This window comes from Azorhizobium oxalatiphilum, assembly GCF_014635325.1.
Taxonomy (GTDB): domain Bacteria; phylum Pseudomonadota; class Alphaproteobacteria; order Rhizobiales; family Xanthobacteraceae; genus Azorhizobium; species Azorhizobium oxalatiphilum.
The window spans coordinates 322,090-338,081 of sequence record NZ_BMCT01000002.1 but is presented as its reverse complement, the minus strand read 5'-3'; the positions used below and the strand labels follow the sequence as shown (position 1 = coordinate 338,081).

The 15,992-nt window shown below is 65.8% G+C and carries 15 protein-coding genes; 8 read left to right on the top strand and 7 right to left on the bottom strand.

What is annotated here, in order from left to right; translation table 11 throughout:
- Window positions 1-20 precede the first annotated feature (20 nt).
- A complete protein-coding gene (locus IEW24_RS10075; RefSeq protein WP_188578046.1) occupies window positions 21-1,274 on the bottom strand; it encodes a multidrug effflux MFS transporter in 1,254 nt (417 codons plus the stop codon).
- A gap of 298 nt (window positions 1,275-1,572) precedes the next feature.
- Between IEW24_RS10075 and IEW24_RS10070 the strand changes: the two genes are divergently transcribed.
- The gene (locus tag IEW24_RS10070) at window positions 1,573-3,015 is read left to right on the top strand and encodes a class II 3-deoxy-7-phosphoheptulonate synthase (protein WP_188578044.1); all 1,443 of its coding nucleotides are present in this window, start codon (window positions 1,573-1,575) and stop codon (window positions 3,013-3,015) included.
- A gap of 79 nt (window positions 3,016-3,094) precedes the next feature.
- On the opposite strand, the gene IEW24_RS10065 is transcribed toward IEW24_RS10070, so the two are convergent.
- Window positions 3,095-3,598 (bottom strand): GNAT family N-acetyltransferase, encoded by a 504-nt coding sequence (locus IEW24_RS10065; protein WP_188578042.1) that lies wholly within the window; start codon window positions 3,596-3,598, stop codon window positions 3,095-3,097.
- A gap of 310 nt (window positions 3,599-3,908) precedes the next feature.
- On the opposite strand from IEW24_RS10065, the gene IEW24_RS10060 reads away from it, so the two are divergent.
- The 6 genes from IEW24_RS10060 (at window position 3,909) to IEW24_RS10035 (ending at window position 10,571) form a co-directional block, all read left to right on the top strand.
- Window positions 3,909-5,138: an E22 family MetX-like putative esterase gene (locus IEW24_RS10060; RefSeq protein ID WP_244644286.1), complete on the top strand. Its 1,230-nt coding sequence runs from the start codon at window positions 3,909-3,911 to the stop codon at window positions 5,136-5,138.
- Between the two features lie 308 nt (window positions 5,139-5,446).
- Complete coding sequence (gyrA, locus tag IEW24_RS10055; protein WP_188578040.1) at window positions 5,447-8,206, top strand: DNA gyrase subunit A; 2,760 nt, start codon at window positions 5,447-5,449, stop codon at window positions 8,204-8,206.
- A 5-nt stretch (window positions 8,207-8,211) separates the two neighbouring features.
- On the top strand, window positions 8,212-8,823 hold the full coding sequence (locus IEW24_RS10050; RefSeq protein ID WP_188578038.1) for a LysE family translocator: 612 nt from the start codon (window positions 8,212-8,214) through the stop codon (window positions 8,821-8,823).
- A gap of 88 nt (window positions 8,824-8,911) precedes the next feature.
- The gene (gene coaD, locus IEW24_RS10045; RefSeq protein WP_188578036.1) at window positions 8,912-9,433 is read left to right on the top strand and encodes a pantetheine-phosphate adenylyltransferase; all 522 of its coding nucleotides are present in this window, start codon (window positions 8,912-8,914) and stop codon (window positions 9,431-9,433) included.
- A 79-nt stretch (window positions 9,434-9,512) separates the two neighbouring features.
- Window positions 9,513-10,082, top strand: coding sequence for a peptidylprolyl isomerase (locus IEW24_RS10040; protein WP_188578034.1), 570 nt, complete (start codon window positions 9,513-9,515; stop codon window positions 10,080-10,082).
- Window positions 10,083-10,112: 30 nt separating this feature from the next.
- Complete coding sequence (locus IEW24_RS10035; RefSeq protein WP_188578031.1) at window positions 10,113-10,571, top strand: peptidylprolyl isomerase; 459 nt, start codon at window positions 10,113-10,115, stop codon at window positions 10,569-10,571.
- 94 nt (window positions 10,572-10,665) lie between these two features.
- On the opposite strand, the gene IEW24_RS10030 is transcribed toward IEW24_RS10035, so the two are convergent.
- From IEW24_RS10030 to IEW24_RS10010, 5 genes are all read right to left on the bottom strand, one after another.
- A complete protein-coding gene (locus IEW24_RS10030; RefSeq protein WP_188578029.1) occupies window positions 10,666-11,430 on the bottom strand; it encodes a proteasome-type protease in 765 nt (254 codons plus the stop codon).
- 94 nt (window positions 11,431-11,524) lie between these two features.
- Window positions 11,525-12,697 (bottom strand): GNAT family N-acetyltransferase, encoded by a 1,173-nt coding sequence (locus tag IEW24_RS10025; RefSeq protein ID WP_188578027.1) that lies wholly within the window; start codon window positions 12,695-12,697, stop codon window positions 11,525-11,527.
- A 67-nt stretch (window positions 12,698-12,764) separates the two neighbouring features.
- Window positions 12,765-13,817 (bottom strand): DUF4424 domain-containing protein, encoded by a 1,053-nt coding sequence (locus tag IEW24_RS10020; RefSeq protein ID WP_188578026.1) that lies wholly within the window; start codon window positions 13,815-13,817, stop codon window positions 12,765-12,767.
- Window positions 13,818-13,845: 28 nt separating this feature from the next.
- Complete coding sequence (locus tag IEW24_RS10015; RefSeq protein ID WP_188578024.1) at window positions 13,846-14,574, bottom strand: glycerophosphodiester phosphodiesterase family protein; 729 nt, start codon at window positions 14,572-14,574, stop codon at window positions 13,846-13,848.
- Between the two features lie 17 nt (window positions 14,575-14,591).
- The gene (locus IEW24_RS10010; protein ID WP_188578022.1) at window positions 14,592-15,059 is read right to left on the bottom strand and encodes a RidA family protein; all 468 of its coding nucleotides are present in this window, start codon (window positions 15,057-15,059) and stop codon (window positions 14,592-14,594) included.
- A gap of 98 nt (window positions 15,060-15,157) precedes the next feature.
- Here IEW24_RS10010 and IEW24_RS10005 point away from each other — a divergent pair, with 98 nt between their 5' ends.
- Entirely contained in the window at window positions 15,158-15,985 is an 828-nt protein-coding gene (locus IEW24_RS10005) for a cell envelope integrity EipB family protein (RefSeq protein ID WP_188578020.1), read from the top strand.
- The last annotated feature ends 7 nt before the right edge of the window (window positions 15,986-15,992 follow it).

Genomic DNA, 15,992 nt, shown 5'->3' with positions numbered 1-15,992 from the left:
CCGCTGCCCGTTTGCATTGGTCAGTGCGGCGTGATCTGGCCGCCGAACAGACGCCACTTCTCGGCCCACAGGGTGGAGAGAATGGCGAGGCCGCCGAGCACCATGTAGCCCACGGAGAGCGGCAGCACCGAGCCGGAAACCGCCTGGCCGACGATCATGCCGAACACCGCCCCGAGCAGGGTGGTGTAGAAGCCGATGAAGGACGAGGCCGTGCCGGCGATGGCGCCGAGCGGCTCCATGGCCATGGAATTGAAGTTCGGCACGGTGAGCGCGAACAGCGCCTGATTGAGCGCCACCAGCGCGCAGAACACCAGCAGCGGCGGGCGACCGTCATAGGCGAGGCCGAATCCCGTCTGCACCACGCCGGTAAGGAAGAAGCCGATGATGGCCGCATGCGAGAGATGGCGCATGCCGAACCGGCCGACCAGCTTCGAATTGATGAAGGACGCCACCGACATCACCGCCGCGACCACGGAGAAAGCGATCGGGAACCAGACGCCGAGGTGATAGACCTCGCTGTCGAAAATCTGCTCCGACGAGCCCACGAAGGCCATGAGCGCGCCCATCATCAGGCCCATGCTCGTGGAATAGCCGATGGCCCGCCGCGTGGTGACGGTCAGCCGCATGCCACGGGCGATGTTGCCCAGCGAGAAGCGCTGCCGGTACTCGGGATGCAGCGTCTCCGGCATGCGCGCGCCAAACCACACCGCCAGCACGACGGTGAGGGCGAGCATGGCCACGAAGATGTGGTGCCAGGTGCCGATCATCAGGATGCCGCTGCCGATGGCGGGGGCCACCACGGGCACCACCAGGAACACCATCATGCAAAGCGACATGACGCGGGCCATGTCGCGGCCCTTGAAGCGGTCGCGCACGATGGCCACCGACAGCACCCGCGACGCCGCAGCCCCCATGCCCTGAATGACGCGGGCGATCAGCAGCACGGTGTAATTGTCCGTCACCAGCGCTAGCACGGTGCCGACGCAATAGATGATCAGGCCCATCATCAGCGCCGGCTTGCGGCCGATCACGTCGGAGATGGTGCCGAACACCAGCTGCATCAGCGCGAAGCCGAGCATGAAGGCGGTGACGATGAGCTGCAGGTCGCCGGGACGCGTGACGCCGAGATCCTGGCGGATCGGCTCGAAGGCGGGGAGAAGGTTGTCGATGGAGAAAGCCGTCGTCCCCATCATGAGGGCGACGAGGGCAACGAATTCATAAAAGGAGGGTGCGGAGGCGGCCGACGGCGCGGCGCCCCTGTCTTGCTTGCTCATGTCTGATCCTGGCGGGCCGGCGGGGGCGGCGGGGAAGAGAGTCCGGGGCCTTCTTAGGCCATCAGGACGAACGACGCGCGGCGTTCTTTGGATTGCTCGGAAACGTGATGCGCGTGGAGCGCATGGCTGAAGCTCTGCCGGAGGGATAGTCCCGACCCTGTCTAAGCTGCTCCGGAGGCGCCATGTTCCGGTTCCGTGCACGGGGGGGCTGGTGTATAAGCCCCCTTCCGCATCCTGACCAATTGGAGCCGGACCGACGGCGCACAAGCGCCGCGCGTACATATGGATGGAGACCACGATGACCACCCGCCCTGTTTCCGACCGCATCCCGAGCGCCGCCGAGACCGCCTCGCGCCGCGCCGAAGGCTGGCGTCCGGATTCCTGGCGATTTTATCCGGTCGTCCAGGTGCCCGAATATCCGGACGCGGCCGCGCTCAAGGACGTGGAGGGCAAGCTTGCCTCCTACCCGCCGCTGGTTTTTGCAGGTGAGGCTCGCCGCCTGAAGGGCCACCTTGCAAAGGTGGCCAAGGGCGAAGCCTTCGTGCTGCAGGGCGGCGACTGCGCCGAGAGCTTCGACGAGCATTCCGCCGACAACATCCGCGATTTCTTCCGGGTGTTCCTGCAGATGGCGGTGGTGATGACCTTCTCCGGCGGTTCGCCGGTGGTGAAGGTCGGCCGCATCGCCGGTCAGTTCGCCAAGCCGCGCTCGGCTCCGATGGAGACCGTGGACGGCGTGGAACTGCCCAGCTACCGCGGCGACATCGTCAATGACATCGCCTTCACGCCGCAGTCGCGCATTCCCGATCCGCAGCGCCAGCTGGAGGCCTACCGGCAGTCGGCGGCGACGCTGAACCTGCTGCGCGCCTTCGCGTCGGGTGGCTATGCCAATCTCGAGAACGCGCATCAGTGGATGCTCGGCTTCGTGAAGGACTCACCGCAGTCGCATCGCTATCAGGAACTTGCGAACCGCATCACCGAGGCGCTCGACTTCATGCGCGCCTGCGGGATCGATCCGCAGTCCAATCCGGAGATGCGTTCTACGGATTTCTTCACCAGCCACGAGGCCCTGCTGCTCGGCTACGAGCAGGCGCTGACCCGCGTGGATTCCACCTCCGGCGACTGGTATGCGACCTCCGGCCACATGCTGTGGATCGGCGACCGCACCCGTCAGGCGGACCATGCACACGTGGAGTATTTCCGCGGCGTGCGGAATCCCATCGGCATCAAGTGCGGCCCCTCGTTGACGCCGGACGGCCTCATCCGCCTGCTGGACGTGCTCCAGCCCGACAATGAAGCCGGCCGCATCACCCTGATCTGCCGCTTCGGCGCGGACAAGGCGGCCGAGCACCTGCCGGCGCTGGTGCGGGCAGTGGAGAAGGAAGGCCGCACGGTGGTGTGGTCGTGCGATCCCATGCACGGCAACACCATCAAGGCCGGCTCCGGCTACAAGACGCGGCCGTTCGACCGCATCCTGTCCGAGATCCGCACCTTCTTCGATGTCCATGCGGCGGAAGGCACCTATGCCGGCGGCGTGCATCTGGAGATGACGGGCAAGAACGTCACCGAATGCACCGGCGGCGCCCGGGCGATCTCGGATGAGAACCTGCGGGACCGCTACCACACCTACTGCGACCCGCGTCTCAATGCGGAGCAGTCGATCGAAATGGCCTTCCTGGTGGCCGAACTGCTCAAGCAGGCCCGTCAGGCGCGCGGCCGGGTGGAGGTCGCGGCGGCCGAGTGAGGCCTCGCGAAATCCACGCGTAGAAAAGAGAATGCCCCGGCTTGCCGGGGCATTTTTCGTTTCAGGTCAGCGATATCGTTCAAGCGAGGGAAGAGCGGGCAGGGCCCGAGATGCCTTCGAATGCGCCCTCGTTCAGCTCGGCGATGAGCAGCCGGCCGGGATCCACCGGGCCGGGCATGGCGATGCGGCCGTGCGGCACCACCTTGAAGCCGAAGCGCCGGTAATAGGGCTCGTCGCCCACCAGGAGGACGAGCTGGTGCCCGAGGGTGCGGGCCTCGTCCATGCAGATATTCATCAGCCGCGCGCCGATGCCCACCGCGCGGAACGGCGGTTCCACCGTGAGCGGGCCGAGCAGGATGGCGGGCGAGGTGCCGATGAAGATGGGCGTCTGCCGCACCGAACCCACCATCATCGTTCCCACATGGGCGGTGAACGAGAGGGTGTAGTCCGGCGGCACGTTCTCCCGCAGCCGGAAGGCGGTGCGCGCGAAGCGGCCGGGACCGAAGGTCCGCTGGTGCAGCCGATCAATGACGGAGGCGTGGGCAGGGGTCTCGTGGGCGACGGTGATGGGAAGTTCGGTCATGATCTCAATGCTTGGGACGAGGCAGACACAGGCCCGCCCAGCCGAAAGACGGTCAGGCGGACGGGCGCGACAAAACCCGCGCGCTGAAGCGCGGTTCGCTCTCTCGTCGTCGCTGGCACGTCTGGATCATGGTTTCCTCTACCGGAGGCGGCGCGATTAGCACGGCATGGGGGCGCGGTCCAGCGCCCTTGTCACAAAGCCACGCGCGGGTCCGTTCAGCTTCCAGCTGAACCGTTGCCGCTTTGCGTCGTTTACGGGTCATGTCACCCTTAAAGCCAACGCCCGGAACAGGGCTGCCAAAGGAGACGCCATGACCCTGCCAAACCCTTGTCCTGCTTCGTTCCGCGGACCTCGTCTCGCGGCGGCGCTGTGGCTCGCCGCACTCGCCACGGTGGCGATGCCCGCCGTGCTTGCAACCAGCCGGCCCGCTTACGCGCTCGACGCCATCGTGGAGAAAAAGACCTTCACCATGCCCACCTACACGACGGTGAGCGGCGGCGTGCTGCGCGAGGTGAAGGTCGGTTGGGAAGCCTATGGCACGCTCAATGCCGACAAGAGCAACGTGATCCTCATCACGCATTTCTTCTCCGGAACCAGCCATGCGGCGGGCAAGTACAAGCCGGAGGACAAGGCGCCCGGCTATTGGGATGCCATCATCGGCCCCGGCAAGCCGCTGGATACGGACAAATACTACATCATCTCGTCCGACACGCTGGTGAACCTCAACGCCCATGACCCCAACGTCGTCACCACCGGCCCCGCCACTCCGCGCCCGGACACGGGCAAGCCCTACGGCATGGATTTTCCCGTGGTCGGCATCCGCGACTTCGTGAACGTGCAGAAGGCGCTGCTGGAGAGCCAGGGCATCCACAAGCTGCATGCGGTGATGGGCGCCTCCATGGGCGCGCTGCAAGCCTATGAATGGGCCACCGGCTATCCGGAGATGGTGGGGCGGGTGATCCCGGTGATCGGGGCCGGCGATACGGACGGCTGGCTGGTGGGCTGGCTGGACATCTGGGCCTCGCCCATCCGCCTCGATCCCAACTGGAACAACGGCGACTATTACGGCAAGACCCCGCCCAAGGCCGGGCTCGCGCAGTCGCTGAAGGTCATCTCGCTCTTCTCCAATTACTGGACGTGGGCGGACGATACTTACAACCGCAAATGGGCCAAGCCCGGTGAGGATCCCGAAAAGTCCTTCGCCAACCGCTATGCCATCGAGGCGGCGCTCGATAGCGCGGGGGCGGCGCGGGCCGAGACGGCGGATGCCAACCACCTCTTGTACCTCGTGAAGGCCAACCAGACCTTCGCCCCCGGCGGCGATGTGGGGCTCGCGCGCATCAAGGCGCCGGTGCTGATGATATCCTCCAGCGAAGATCTGGTCTTTCCGCCCCCCACCATCCAGCGCACGGCGGACAAGATCCGCTCCGGCGGGGCCAAGGTGGAGCAGGTGAATATCGGCGGCGGGCGCGGGCATCTGAACGGCGTCGCCAACGTGTCCGAGGCCGCAGACGCCATCACCCGCTTCCTCGCCCAGTAAGGGCCGGGAGACGCTTCCGAGAGCGCCCGAGAGGGCCCCGTGTCCTGCCGATTTCAGCGGGGCACGGGGCAGCCGTTACATGTTTTGGGCGGTATTTTGATCTGGTTCGGCGGGGTGCCGGAGGGCGGTTTTTGCGCCCTCGCGCGCCCCGCCCCGGCCAGACTATGAACAGCTCTTTTCAACCCATTGTTTTCGCTATCGTTTCGGCCGTCACCCGAAGGGGCGGGCGCTGGCGTTGCGGGCGTGAATCGGCTAAAACACTCATCTCTTGCCGACCATGAAAGAGTGAACGTTTGGCTGATAACGAGATGCCGAAGCAGGGTGGCGCTACGCCGTCCGACATCCGGCCCGTATCCATCACCGACGAGCTGTCCCGCTCGTACCTCGACTATGCGATGAGCGTGATCGTCGCCCGTGCGCTGCCTGATGTGCGCGACGGGCTGAAGCCGGTCCATCGCCGCATCCTGTTCTCCATGAACGAGAACGGCTACGAGTGGAACAAGCAGTACCGCAAGTCGGCCCGCGTGGTCGGCGACGTGATCGGTAAGTATCATCCGCACGGCGACCAGTCGGTCTATGACGCCCTCGTTCGCATGGTGCAGACCTTCTCCATGCGGGTGCCGCTGATCGACGGCCAGGGTAATTTCGGCTCGGTGGACGGCGATCCCCCGGCGGCCATGCGTTACACCGAGGTGCGCCTCGAGAAGGTGACGACGGCGCTGCTGGACGAACTTGCCCAGGACACGGTCGACTTCCAGGACAACTACGACAACAGCGAGAGCGAGCCGACGGTTCTTCCGGCGCGCTTCCCGAACCTGCTGGTGAACGGCGCCGGCGGCATCGCGGTGGGCATGGCCACCAACATCCCGCCGCACAATCTGGGTGAGGTCATCGACGGCACGGTGGCGCTGCTGGATGACCCGCTGCTCGCCGCTGAGGCGTTGAACGAATACATCCCCGGCCCGGACTTCCCCACCGGCGGCCTGATCATGGGCCGCGCCGGCATCCGGCAGGCGCAGCTCACCGGCCGCGGCTCGATCATGATGCGCGCGCGCTCGTCCATCGAGACGGTGCGCAAGGAACGCGAAGCCATCATCATCACCGAGATCCCGTATCAGGTGAACAAGGCGACGATGATCGAGAAGATCGCCGAGCTGGTGCGCGACAAGCGCCTGGAAGGCATCGCCGAGATTCGCGACGAGTCCGACCGCGAAGGCATGCGCGTGGTCATCGAGGTGAAGCGCGACGCCCAGGCGGACGTGGTACTGAACAATCTCTACCGCATGACCCCGCTGCAGACCTCCTTCGGCGCCAACATGGTGGCGCTGAACGGTGGCCGCCCGGCGGTGCTGAACCTGCATGACATCCTCACCGCGTTCATCGCCTTCCGCGAAGAAGTGGTGAGCCGGCGAACCAAATTCCTGCTGCGCAAGGCGCGCGACCGCGCCCATGTGCTCGTGGGCTTGGCCATCGCTGTCGCCAACATCGATGAAATCATTCAGCTTATCCGCACCGCGCCCGATCCGGCGACGGCGCGCGAGCGGCTGATGGAAAAGCATTGGCCGGCTAAGGATGTCGAGCCTCTGATCGTGCTGATCGCCGATCCCCGCCACTTCGTGGCCGAGGACGGCACTTATCGGCTCTCCTTCGAGCAGGCTCGCGCCATTCTCGACCTGCGCCTGCAGCGCCTCACCGCGCTCGGCCGGGACGAAATCTCCGACGAGCTGGACAAGCTGGCCATCGAGATCGCCGAATATCTCGAAATCCTCGCCAGCCGGCCGCGCATGCGCGCCATCATTCGTGAGGAGCTGCTCGCCATCAAGGCGGAGTTCGGCACCCCGCGTAAGACCGAGATCACCGACGGCTTCGGCGATCTCGACGATGAAGACCTGATCGCCCGCGAGGACATGGTGATCACCGTGTCCCACGCCGGCTATGTGAAGCGCGTGCCGCTTTCCACCTATCGGGCGCAGCGGCGCGGCGGCAAGGGCCGCTCGGGCATGCAGACCCGCGACGAGGATTTCGTCACCCGCCTGTTCGTGGCCTCCACGCACGCGCCGGTGCTGTTCTTCTCCTCCAAGGGGCAGGTCTACAAGCTGAAGGTGTGGCGTCTTCCGGCCGCCGCCCCGCAGGCGCGCGGCAAGGCGCTCATCAACATCCTGCCGCTGGATGCGGACGAGCGGATCACCTCCATCGTCCCGCTGCCGGAGGATACGGAGGAGCATGGCCGCTGGCAGATCATGTTCGCCACCACGGGCGGCAATGTCAGGCGCAACCAGCTCTCCGATTTCAGCCAGATCAACCGCAACGGCAAGATCGCCATGAAGCTGGAAGAGGGCGAGTCCATCGCCTCGGTCCAGCTCTGCACCGAGCAGGACGATGTCCTGATGACCACCGCCAACGGCGCCTGCATCCGCTTCCCGGTGCCGGACGTGCGCGTGTTCAAGGGCCGTGACTCGCTGGGCGTGCGCGGCATCCGGCTGGAGAAGGACGACACCGTCATCTCCATGGCGATCATCAACCATGCGGACGCCAGCGCCGACGAGCGCGTGGCCTATCTCAAGCTCGCCAATGCCGCCCGCCGCAATGCCGGCGGCGAGGACGAGCCCGTGGTCGAGGTGGACGCCGAGGAGGGCGTGGGCGAGGGCGGCCTCGACGAGGTCAGCCGCATGAAGATGCAGGCCCTCGAACAGTTCATCCTCACCCTGTCCGAGAACGGCTACGGCAAGCGCACCTCGTCCTACGAGTATCGCGTGACCGGACGTGGCGGTAAGGGCATCGTCGCCATGGCGGTGAACGAGCGCAACGGCAAGCTGGTGGCCTCCTTCCCGGTGCGCGATGCCGACCAGATCATGCTGGTGACGGACGGCGGGCAACTCATCCGCTGCCCGGTGAACGGCATCCGCATCGTCGGCCGCTCCAGCCAGGGCGTGATCGTGTTCGATACGGCCGCCGACGAGCACGTGGTCTCCGTCGAGCATATCAGCGAGGATGAGGCCGCCGTCTCCGAAGGTGATGACGCCAATCTCGACCTGCCCGACGCGCCCGACGCCTCGCCTGAGGAATAGATCCGATGATCTCCGCCGAGAGCCTTGCGGTGTTCGTTCTGGCCTGCCTGGCTCTCGGCGCGACGCCGGGTCCAAACGTGGCGCTCATTGTCGGCACCAGCCTGAAGCACGGCCGCAAGGCCGGCCTGCTCAGCGCCATGGGCGTCAATGTGGGTCTCGTGCTCCAGCTTGCCGTGGTGGCGGCGGGTCTGTCCTGGGTGGTGGACCTGTTCGCCCGCCATTTCGATCTGGTGCGCTATCTGGGCGCGGCCTATCTGATCTGGCTGGCCGTGATGCAGTGGCGCGGGGCCGGCAAGAGCACCACCGCGCCACACACCAGCAACCATGCGGCCTTCGGGCGCGGCTTCGCGGTCGCCTTCGCCAACCCCAAGACGCTGCTGTTCCACGCGGCCTTCCTGCCGCAGTTCGTCACCGACACCGCCCATCCCGCCGGCCAGATCGCGCTGCTGGCGGCGGTCTTCGCGGTGATCGCGCTCATTGGCGACATCATCTGGGCGGTGGTAGCGGACAAGGCGCGCGCCGCGCTGTCCGGTCATTTCACCAAGATGGCCGATCGCGTCTCCGCCGGCATCCTCGCCGGTGGTGCGCTGGTGCTGCTGGCCGCCGGCCGGCGCTGAGCCTCTCCATCCGCGCCCCCGTTGCGCCGCGCATCGCCAAAGGCTAACCGTGATCGCCATCACGAGGAGCGCCACCATAAGGAGCGCCATGCCGAGCACCCATCCCCCACGCCGCGTCGCGATCTATGCCGGTTCGTTCGATCCGCCCACCAACGGGCATCTGGACGTGGTGCGCTCCGCCTCCCGCCTTGTGGACCATCTGGTGCTCGCGGTGGGCGTGCATCCGGGCAAGACGCCGCTGTTCGGCACCGAGGAGCGGCTAGCGATGCTGCATGAGGTGTGCGGGCCGGTCGCGAAGGAAGAGGGCGCCACACTGGAAGCCGTGACCTTCGATGATCTGGTGGTCAACGCCGCCCGCCGCAGCAATGCCACGCTGCTGATCCGGGGCCTGCGCGATGGCACGGATCTCGACTATGAGATGCAGATGGCGGGCATGAACGGCACGCTGGCCCCCGACATCCAGACCGTCTTTCTCCCGGCTTCGCCGCTTGTGCGCCCCATCACCGCCACGCTGGTCCGGCAAATCGCCAAGATGGGTGGTGATGTTGCAGCCTTCGTCCCCCCATTGGTGCTCGCCCGCCTGAAGGCCAAGTTTTCCGCCGCGTCCTGATCGTTCGGACGGCGCGGTGCCGCCAGTCCCGCAGACCAACCGCCACCGGGTAGACCCGGGGCGATCCAAGGAGACCTGCATGTCCCGTCTCATCGGCCGCCGTGAATTCGCCGGCCTCGCGCTTGCCACCGCCTTTGCCGGCCCCGCTCTGGCGCAGACCGCCAAGCCCGATCTGCAGAACACGCTCTATCTCGACACGACCTATGGCCGTGTGGTGATCCAGCTCCGGCCGGACCTCGCGCCCAATCATGTGGCGCGCCTGAAGCAGCTCTCGCAGGAGGGCTTCTACAACAACGTGCCGTTCCACCGCGTCATCGACGGCTTCATGGCCCAGACCGGCGACGGCCAGTATGGCAACGGCACCGGCGGTTCGAAGTATCCGAACCTGAAGGCCGAGTTCACCCAGACTCCTTTCGTGCGCGGCACGATCGGCATGGCGCGCTCGTCCTCGCCCGACAGCGCCAATTCGCAATTCTTCATCTGCTTCGCCCCCTCATCCTTCCTCAACGGCCAGTACACGGTGGTGGGGCAGGTGGTCTCCGGCATGGAGTTCGTGGACAAGCTGAAGAAGGGGCCGAAGGAGGCCAATGGCGCGGTTCCCAATCCCGACCGCATCGTGAAGATGCAGGTCGCGGCCGACGCGAAGTGAATTTCCGACAAACCATAAGGAGAGGCCCCAATGGCTGAAGAACTGCTCGTCCTCGAGACCACCAAGGGTGACGTGACCATCAAGTTCCGTCCCGATCTCGCCCCGAACCACGTGGCGCGCATCAAGGAACTGGCCACCGAAGGCTTCTACAACAACGTGCCGTTCCATCGCGTGATCGAGGGCTTCATGGCCCAGACCGGCGACGGCCAGTTCGGCAACGGCACCGGCGGCTCCGGCAAGAAGCTGAAGGCCGAGTTCAATGCGCAGCCGCACGTGCGCGGCACCTGCTCCATGGCCCGCGCCCAGAACCCGGATTCTGGCGACAGCCAGTTCTTCATCTGCTTCACCGACGCCCGCTTCCTCGACAACCAGTACACGGTGTGGGGCGAGGTCATCGACGGCATGGACAACGTGGACAAGATCAAGCGCGGCGAGCCGGTGCGTGATCCCGACATGATCGTGACCGCCAAGCTGGTCGCCGCCGAGTGATCCACGCGAAAGCGTGAGCCCAAACGAAACGCGCCGGCCTCGACAAGGAGGCCGGCGCGTTTTGCGTTTCGGGACCGTGGAACGGCGGGAAAGCCTATTCGTCGGCCTTGGAGCGCACGTTCTTCAGATAGGGCGGGCGCGGGATCGAGGAATGAGCCGCGCGCAGCGCAGCCGACCAGCGCTCGCGCAGGTCATGAAAATAGGGCTCGCCCGGCTCGATGCGGTAGTTCAGGTCCGCTTCCAGCGTGTCCGGGCACAGCACCATCACGTCGATGGGCAGGCCGACGCCGAGGTTGGAGCGCATGGTGCTGTCCATGGAGATGAGGCTGCTCTTCAGCGCATCCGAGATGTTCATGTCATAGGTCACGGCGCGGTCGAGGACCGGCTTGCCGTATTTGTGCTCGCCAATCTGCAGGAAGGGCGTGTCGGTGGTGCATTCGATGAAATTGCCCGCCGAATAGATCATGAACAGCCGCAGCGGCCCGCCGACGATCTGTCCGCCCAGCAGGAACGACACGTCGAAGCTGACGTTGCTCTGCTCCAGCGCGTGGGCGTCCACGGTGTGCACCTGCCGGATGGCGCGGCCTACCAGCTGGGCGGCCTGGAACATGGTCTTGCTGTCGCGCAGCATCTGCCGCTCGCCGGCCTCGTGGTCCTCCACACCCTCATGCAGCAGGCTCACCACCGACTGCGAGACGGAGAGGTTTCCGGCCGAGGCCAGCGCCAGCACATGGTGGCCCGGCTCGTCGAAAATGTGCAGCTTGCGGAAGGTGGAGATGTTGTCGAGGCCGGCATTGGTGCGGGTGTCCGCGATCATCACCAGCCCGTCACGCACCAGCACACCGCAGCAATAGGTCATTGTTTCCCCCTGATCCTTGCTGCGTTTTACGATCGCTCGCTCTCCACTGCAACGTACCGGCAGGGGGAGCCTGATCCGGAATGGAGAGGTTGGGCTATTCCACCTCGGCTTCCGCCGAGCCGCGCCGGAACGGGCCAAGGGCGGAGAGATCCTCATTCGCCTGCGCCACATAGGCGCGCTCACGCTCCAGATACTGCGCCACGGCGCGGCGCAGGCCGGTGTCGGCGATCCAGTGGGCGGAATGGGTGGTCTGCGGCAAATATCCGCGCGCCAGCTTGTGCTCGCCCTGCGCGCCCGCCTCCACCACCTTGAGGCCGCGTGCGATGGCGAAATCCACCGCCTGATGATAGCAGACCTCGAAATGCAGATAGGGGTGATGCTCGATGCAGCCCCAGTAGCGGCCATAGAGTCGGTCCGCGCCGATCAGATTCAGCGCCCCGGCGATGTAGCGCCCCTCGCGTTTCGCCATCACCAGCAGGCACTGGTCCGCCATGCGCTGGCTTAGCAGCGAGAAGAAAGCCCGGTTGAGATAGGGCTGGCCCCATTTGCGCGAGCCGGTGTCCATGTAGAAGGCGAAGAAGGCGTCCCATGCGGCCTCCGTGAGGTCCTTGCCGGTCAGCCACTCGATCTCGATGCCGTCGGCGACGGCCTCCCGCCGCTCCTTGCGCAGCGCCTTGCGTTTGCGGGAGGCGAGAGCCTCCAGAAAATCATCGAAGCTGGAATAGCCCTCGTTCACCCAATGGAACTGCTGGTCCGTGCGCCTGAGGAAGCCGAGATCGGCCAGCGCCAGCCATTCCTCCTCGGTGGCGAAGGTCACATGGACGGAGGAGGCCTCCCGCAGCCGCGCCAGCTGGACGAGGCCCGCCCCCAGCGCCTCGCGGCCGGTGGCGAGGTCGGTGTCCCTGCGCACCAGGAGTCGTTGCCCGGTCACGGGGGTGAAGGGCACCGCCACCTGCACCTTGGGATAATAATGGCCGCCCGCGCTCTCATAGGCGTCGGCCCAGCCCTGATCGAAAACATATTCCCCACGGGAATGGGATTTCAGATAGGCGGCCGCTACCGCAGCGGGCTTTCCGTCCTCACCGTCCATCACGAGATGCTGCGGCTGCCAGCCTGTGCGGGCGCGCACGCATCCGGATTCTTCCAGTGCGCGCAGGAAGGCATGGGAGACGAAGGGCTCCGGCTGCTCTGCGCCGCCTGCGGCACAGGCGTCCCAGTCGGCGGCGGCGATGTCGGCGAGGGAGGGGAGGATGCGGATCTCGGTCATGTCCGCACAACATGGCCCCTGCGGCGCGATCCGGAAAGATGCTGCGCCGCAGTGCCGTTGGGAGAGGTTACAGCTTGGGGTGGGGCAGGAGGATCAGGATGCCCAGATCCTGCGTCGGCCAGAAGTCCTTGGCGGTCATCTGGAATTGGGTCGGGCTGATCTTCTTCACGTCCTTGCCGCAGAAGCTGACCAGATTCTCTGGCTTGCCCTTGTCCACCGTGAGCTTGAAATCCCCGATGGGGCCGGACCAGTTCGCTCCGGTCTTGAGGATGTAATGCACCCGCAGGTCGCTGAAGGGCGGGCCGGAGCCATCCTTCTGCGCCTTGGTGGCGCGATCGACGGCGGAGAGGAACGTCTTGTCGATGCAATAGGTCTGCGCCATCTGGCGCTGCTCGTTCTCGATCATGCTCATGTCGGGGGACTTGTAGCCGACCAGCGTGCCCGCGGAGCCGCCGACGCTGGGCTTGTATCTGTGCTCCACCACGATGTCGCGGCCGGTGGGGAAGGTCTGGGTCCAGTAGTAGGTGGAGCGGAGCGTCCAGCGCGGGGCATAGTGGCGCTCCCAGCCCTTACCGGCATCGAACTCGTCGATGGAGACGAGGCCCATGGCCACGAGTTCCTTGCCCTTGTCGGCGGGCAGGGCATCGAGCGCCTTCACCACGCCTTCCTTGTAGGGCGCGAGCGGGATGTTGAGCTTGCGCAGCACCTCGGTGCGGTCGAGCGTGAGGGCGATGGCCTTCTGCTCCAGCTCTGTCGTGACCGGCTTGCCGTCCACCGTGGTCTTGAAGTCGAGGAAATTGTCCGACGCATTGTCGGGAATGGAGAGATCGCCCTCGCTGAGGGCGATATCCGGCATGGGGAAGGCCACGAGCAGCTTCTGGTCTTCCTTGGTGGTGTTGCGGAAGACGTAGCGCACCCGCACCTCCTCCGTGGAGATGAACAGGTCTTCCGACTTCATCTCCACCACGTCGTTCTGCACGAAGATGAGCCCGCCGGCGTCGAGATGGGCCGTGGTGTCGTTGGCCCGCGCGGGCAAGGCGGGACCGAGGGCAAGCGTGGCGGCCAATGCGGCAGAGAGAGCGATCCTGCTGGCATGAAACCTGAAAACAGACGTCCGCATGGCTGCCTCCCTTGGCTGGGTATTTCTTTTAGGGGCGAAACCCCTCGAAGGTGATCTGGTCGGCACCGGCCGCGGCTCTGGCGCGATCATCGGCGGTGCGCACGGTCCATGTCAGCACCGGCATGCCAAGCAGGCGCGCAAGGCGCGGCGCGGGCGCGGTGAGGTCCGCCACCCGATAGGAGACGAACTGGAAGCGCGAGCGCGGCCAGTGCAGCAGATGGGCCAGCGCGAAACGCCGGGCGGCCGAGAGCCTGATGCCGGGGTCGTGGAAATGCCGTTCGGCCACGATCCCGCGCAAAACCTTTGGCGCACGCTCCGCAACGGTCGCCACGATCTCCGGATCGAAAGACATCAGTGCCACCGGGCCATCATAGGCTGCGACCAGTTCGGCGGTACGCACGGCGAGGCGGGTATCGCCGGAAAAATCGCTCTTGATCTCGATGATCAGCAAGGCCCGGCCTGCCACGCGCGCCAGCAGCTCCGGCAGCGTCATCATGGCGTCGGTGGTGGCCTTGAAGGGGATGGCCTTCAGCTCAGCAGCCGAGCGCTCGGCAAGCGGCCCCTGCGCGGTGGTGAGGCGGTCCAGCGTGAAATCGTGGAACACCATGGCCTCGCCGTCGCGGGAGCGCTGGACATCCACTTCGATGGCGAAACCGCCCGCCACGGCCGCATCCACGGCCGAGGCGGTATTCTCGATGACGCCCGCCGGGGCGTCGTGAAGTCCACGATGCGCCACCGGGCGGGCTGTCAGATTCATGGGCTGGGCTTCTCGGCTCAGGCCACTTCGATGATGGCTTCGACCTCGCAGGCGGCGTCGAAGGGCAGGGCAGCGATGCCCACCGCCGAACGCGCATGGCGGCCCTTGTCGCCGAACACTTCCACGAACAGGTCCGAGCAGCCGTTCATGACCTTGGGCTGATCGACGAAATCCGGGGCCGAGTTCACGAAGCCCACCAGCTTCACCACGCGCACCACCTTCTCGAGGTCGCCGCCGAGGGCAACCTTCGCCTGCGCCATGAGGTTGATGGCGCACAGGCGCGCGGCGGCGCGGCCGGTGTCGATGTCGAGGCCGGCGCCGAGCTTGCCGGTGGCGATCTTGCCGGCGCTGTCGATGGAGACCTGGCCCGAAATGAACAGGAGGTTGCCGGTGCGCACCGCCGGGACATAATTGGCGAGAGGAGCGGTCGGGCTGGGCAGGGTGATACCGAGTTCAGCCAGTTTCTGTTCAATGGTTTGGGACATTGTCATCTCCTGCCACACCGAGTGCGCAATTTGCGCCTCCCTCTTGGCCGAACCGGGAGCACGGCGCAAGCGCCGCGCCCCTCTCATGGAGCTTTCCGATGCTGCGTCCGCTGGGTTCGCCCGCCCTCGCTCTGGTCCTTGTCGGCGCCAGTTTTTTGCCTGCCGCCGCTCAGGGGCTGCTGCCGCACCGCGCAGGCTATGCCATGACGCTGGATGCCGGCCGCGCCTCCGGCCGCCTCGACAGCGCAACCGGCCGGATCGACTACGAGATTCGCGGTGATGCCTGCGAAGGCTACACGGTGAACATGCGCCAGAGCTCCTCGCTGGATACGGGCGAGGGTGATCCGGTCAAATCCGACATGGCTTCCACCAGTTGGGAGGACGGGGAGGGCAAGTCCTATCGGTTCAAGACCCGCGACCGCCTGAATGGCGACGCGCGCTCCGATGTGGATGCGCAGGCCAGCCGGCAGGACAATGGCGATCTGCAGGTGAAGATCGAGAAGCCCGACGCCCGCACCGTGGATCTCAAGGGGAAGATCCTGATGCCCACCGAGCACGTGGTGCATGTGCTGGAGGCGGCAGCCAAGGGCGAGACGCTTCTGGAAACCAAGGTGTTCGACGGCTCCACCGACGGCACCAAGGTCTACAACACGCTCGCCGTGATCGGGAAAGCCGCCACCGATTCCCCAAAACTTTTCGAGGCAGCTCGCACCACGCTCACCGGCCACACCTATTATCCGGTGAGCGTGAGCTATTACGACGCCGCCAAGAGCGAGAGCACGCCCGATTACGTGATGACCTTCACGCTCTATGACAATGGCGTCATCGGCGAACTGAAGGTGGACTATGGCGAGTTCGCCATGCGCGGCACGCTGAACGCCTTCGAGCCCCTGAAGGCCTCCGCCACGCCCTGCACGAAGAAGTAGAGGCCGG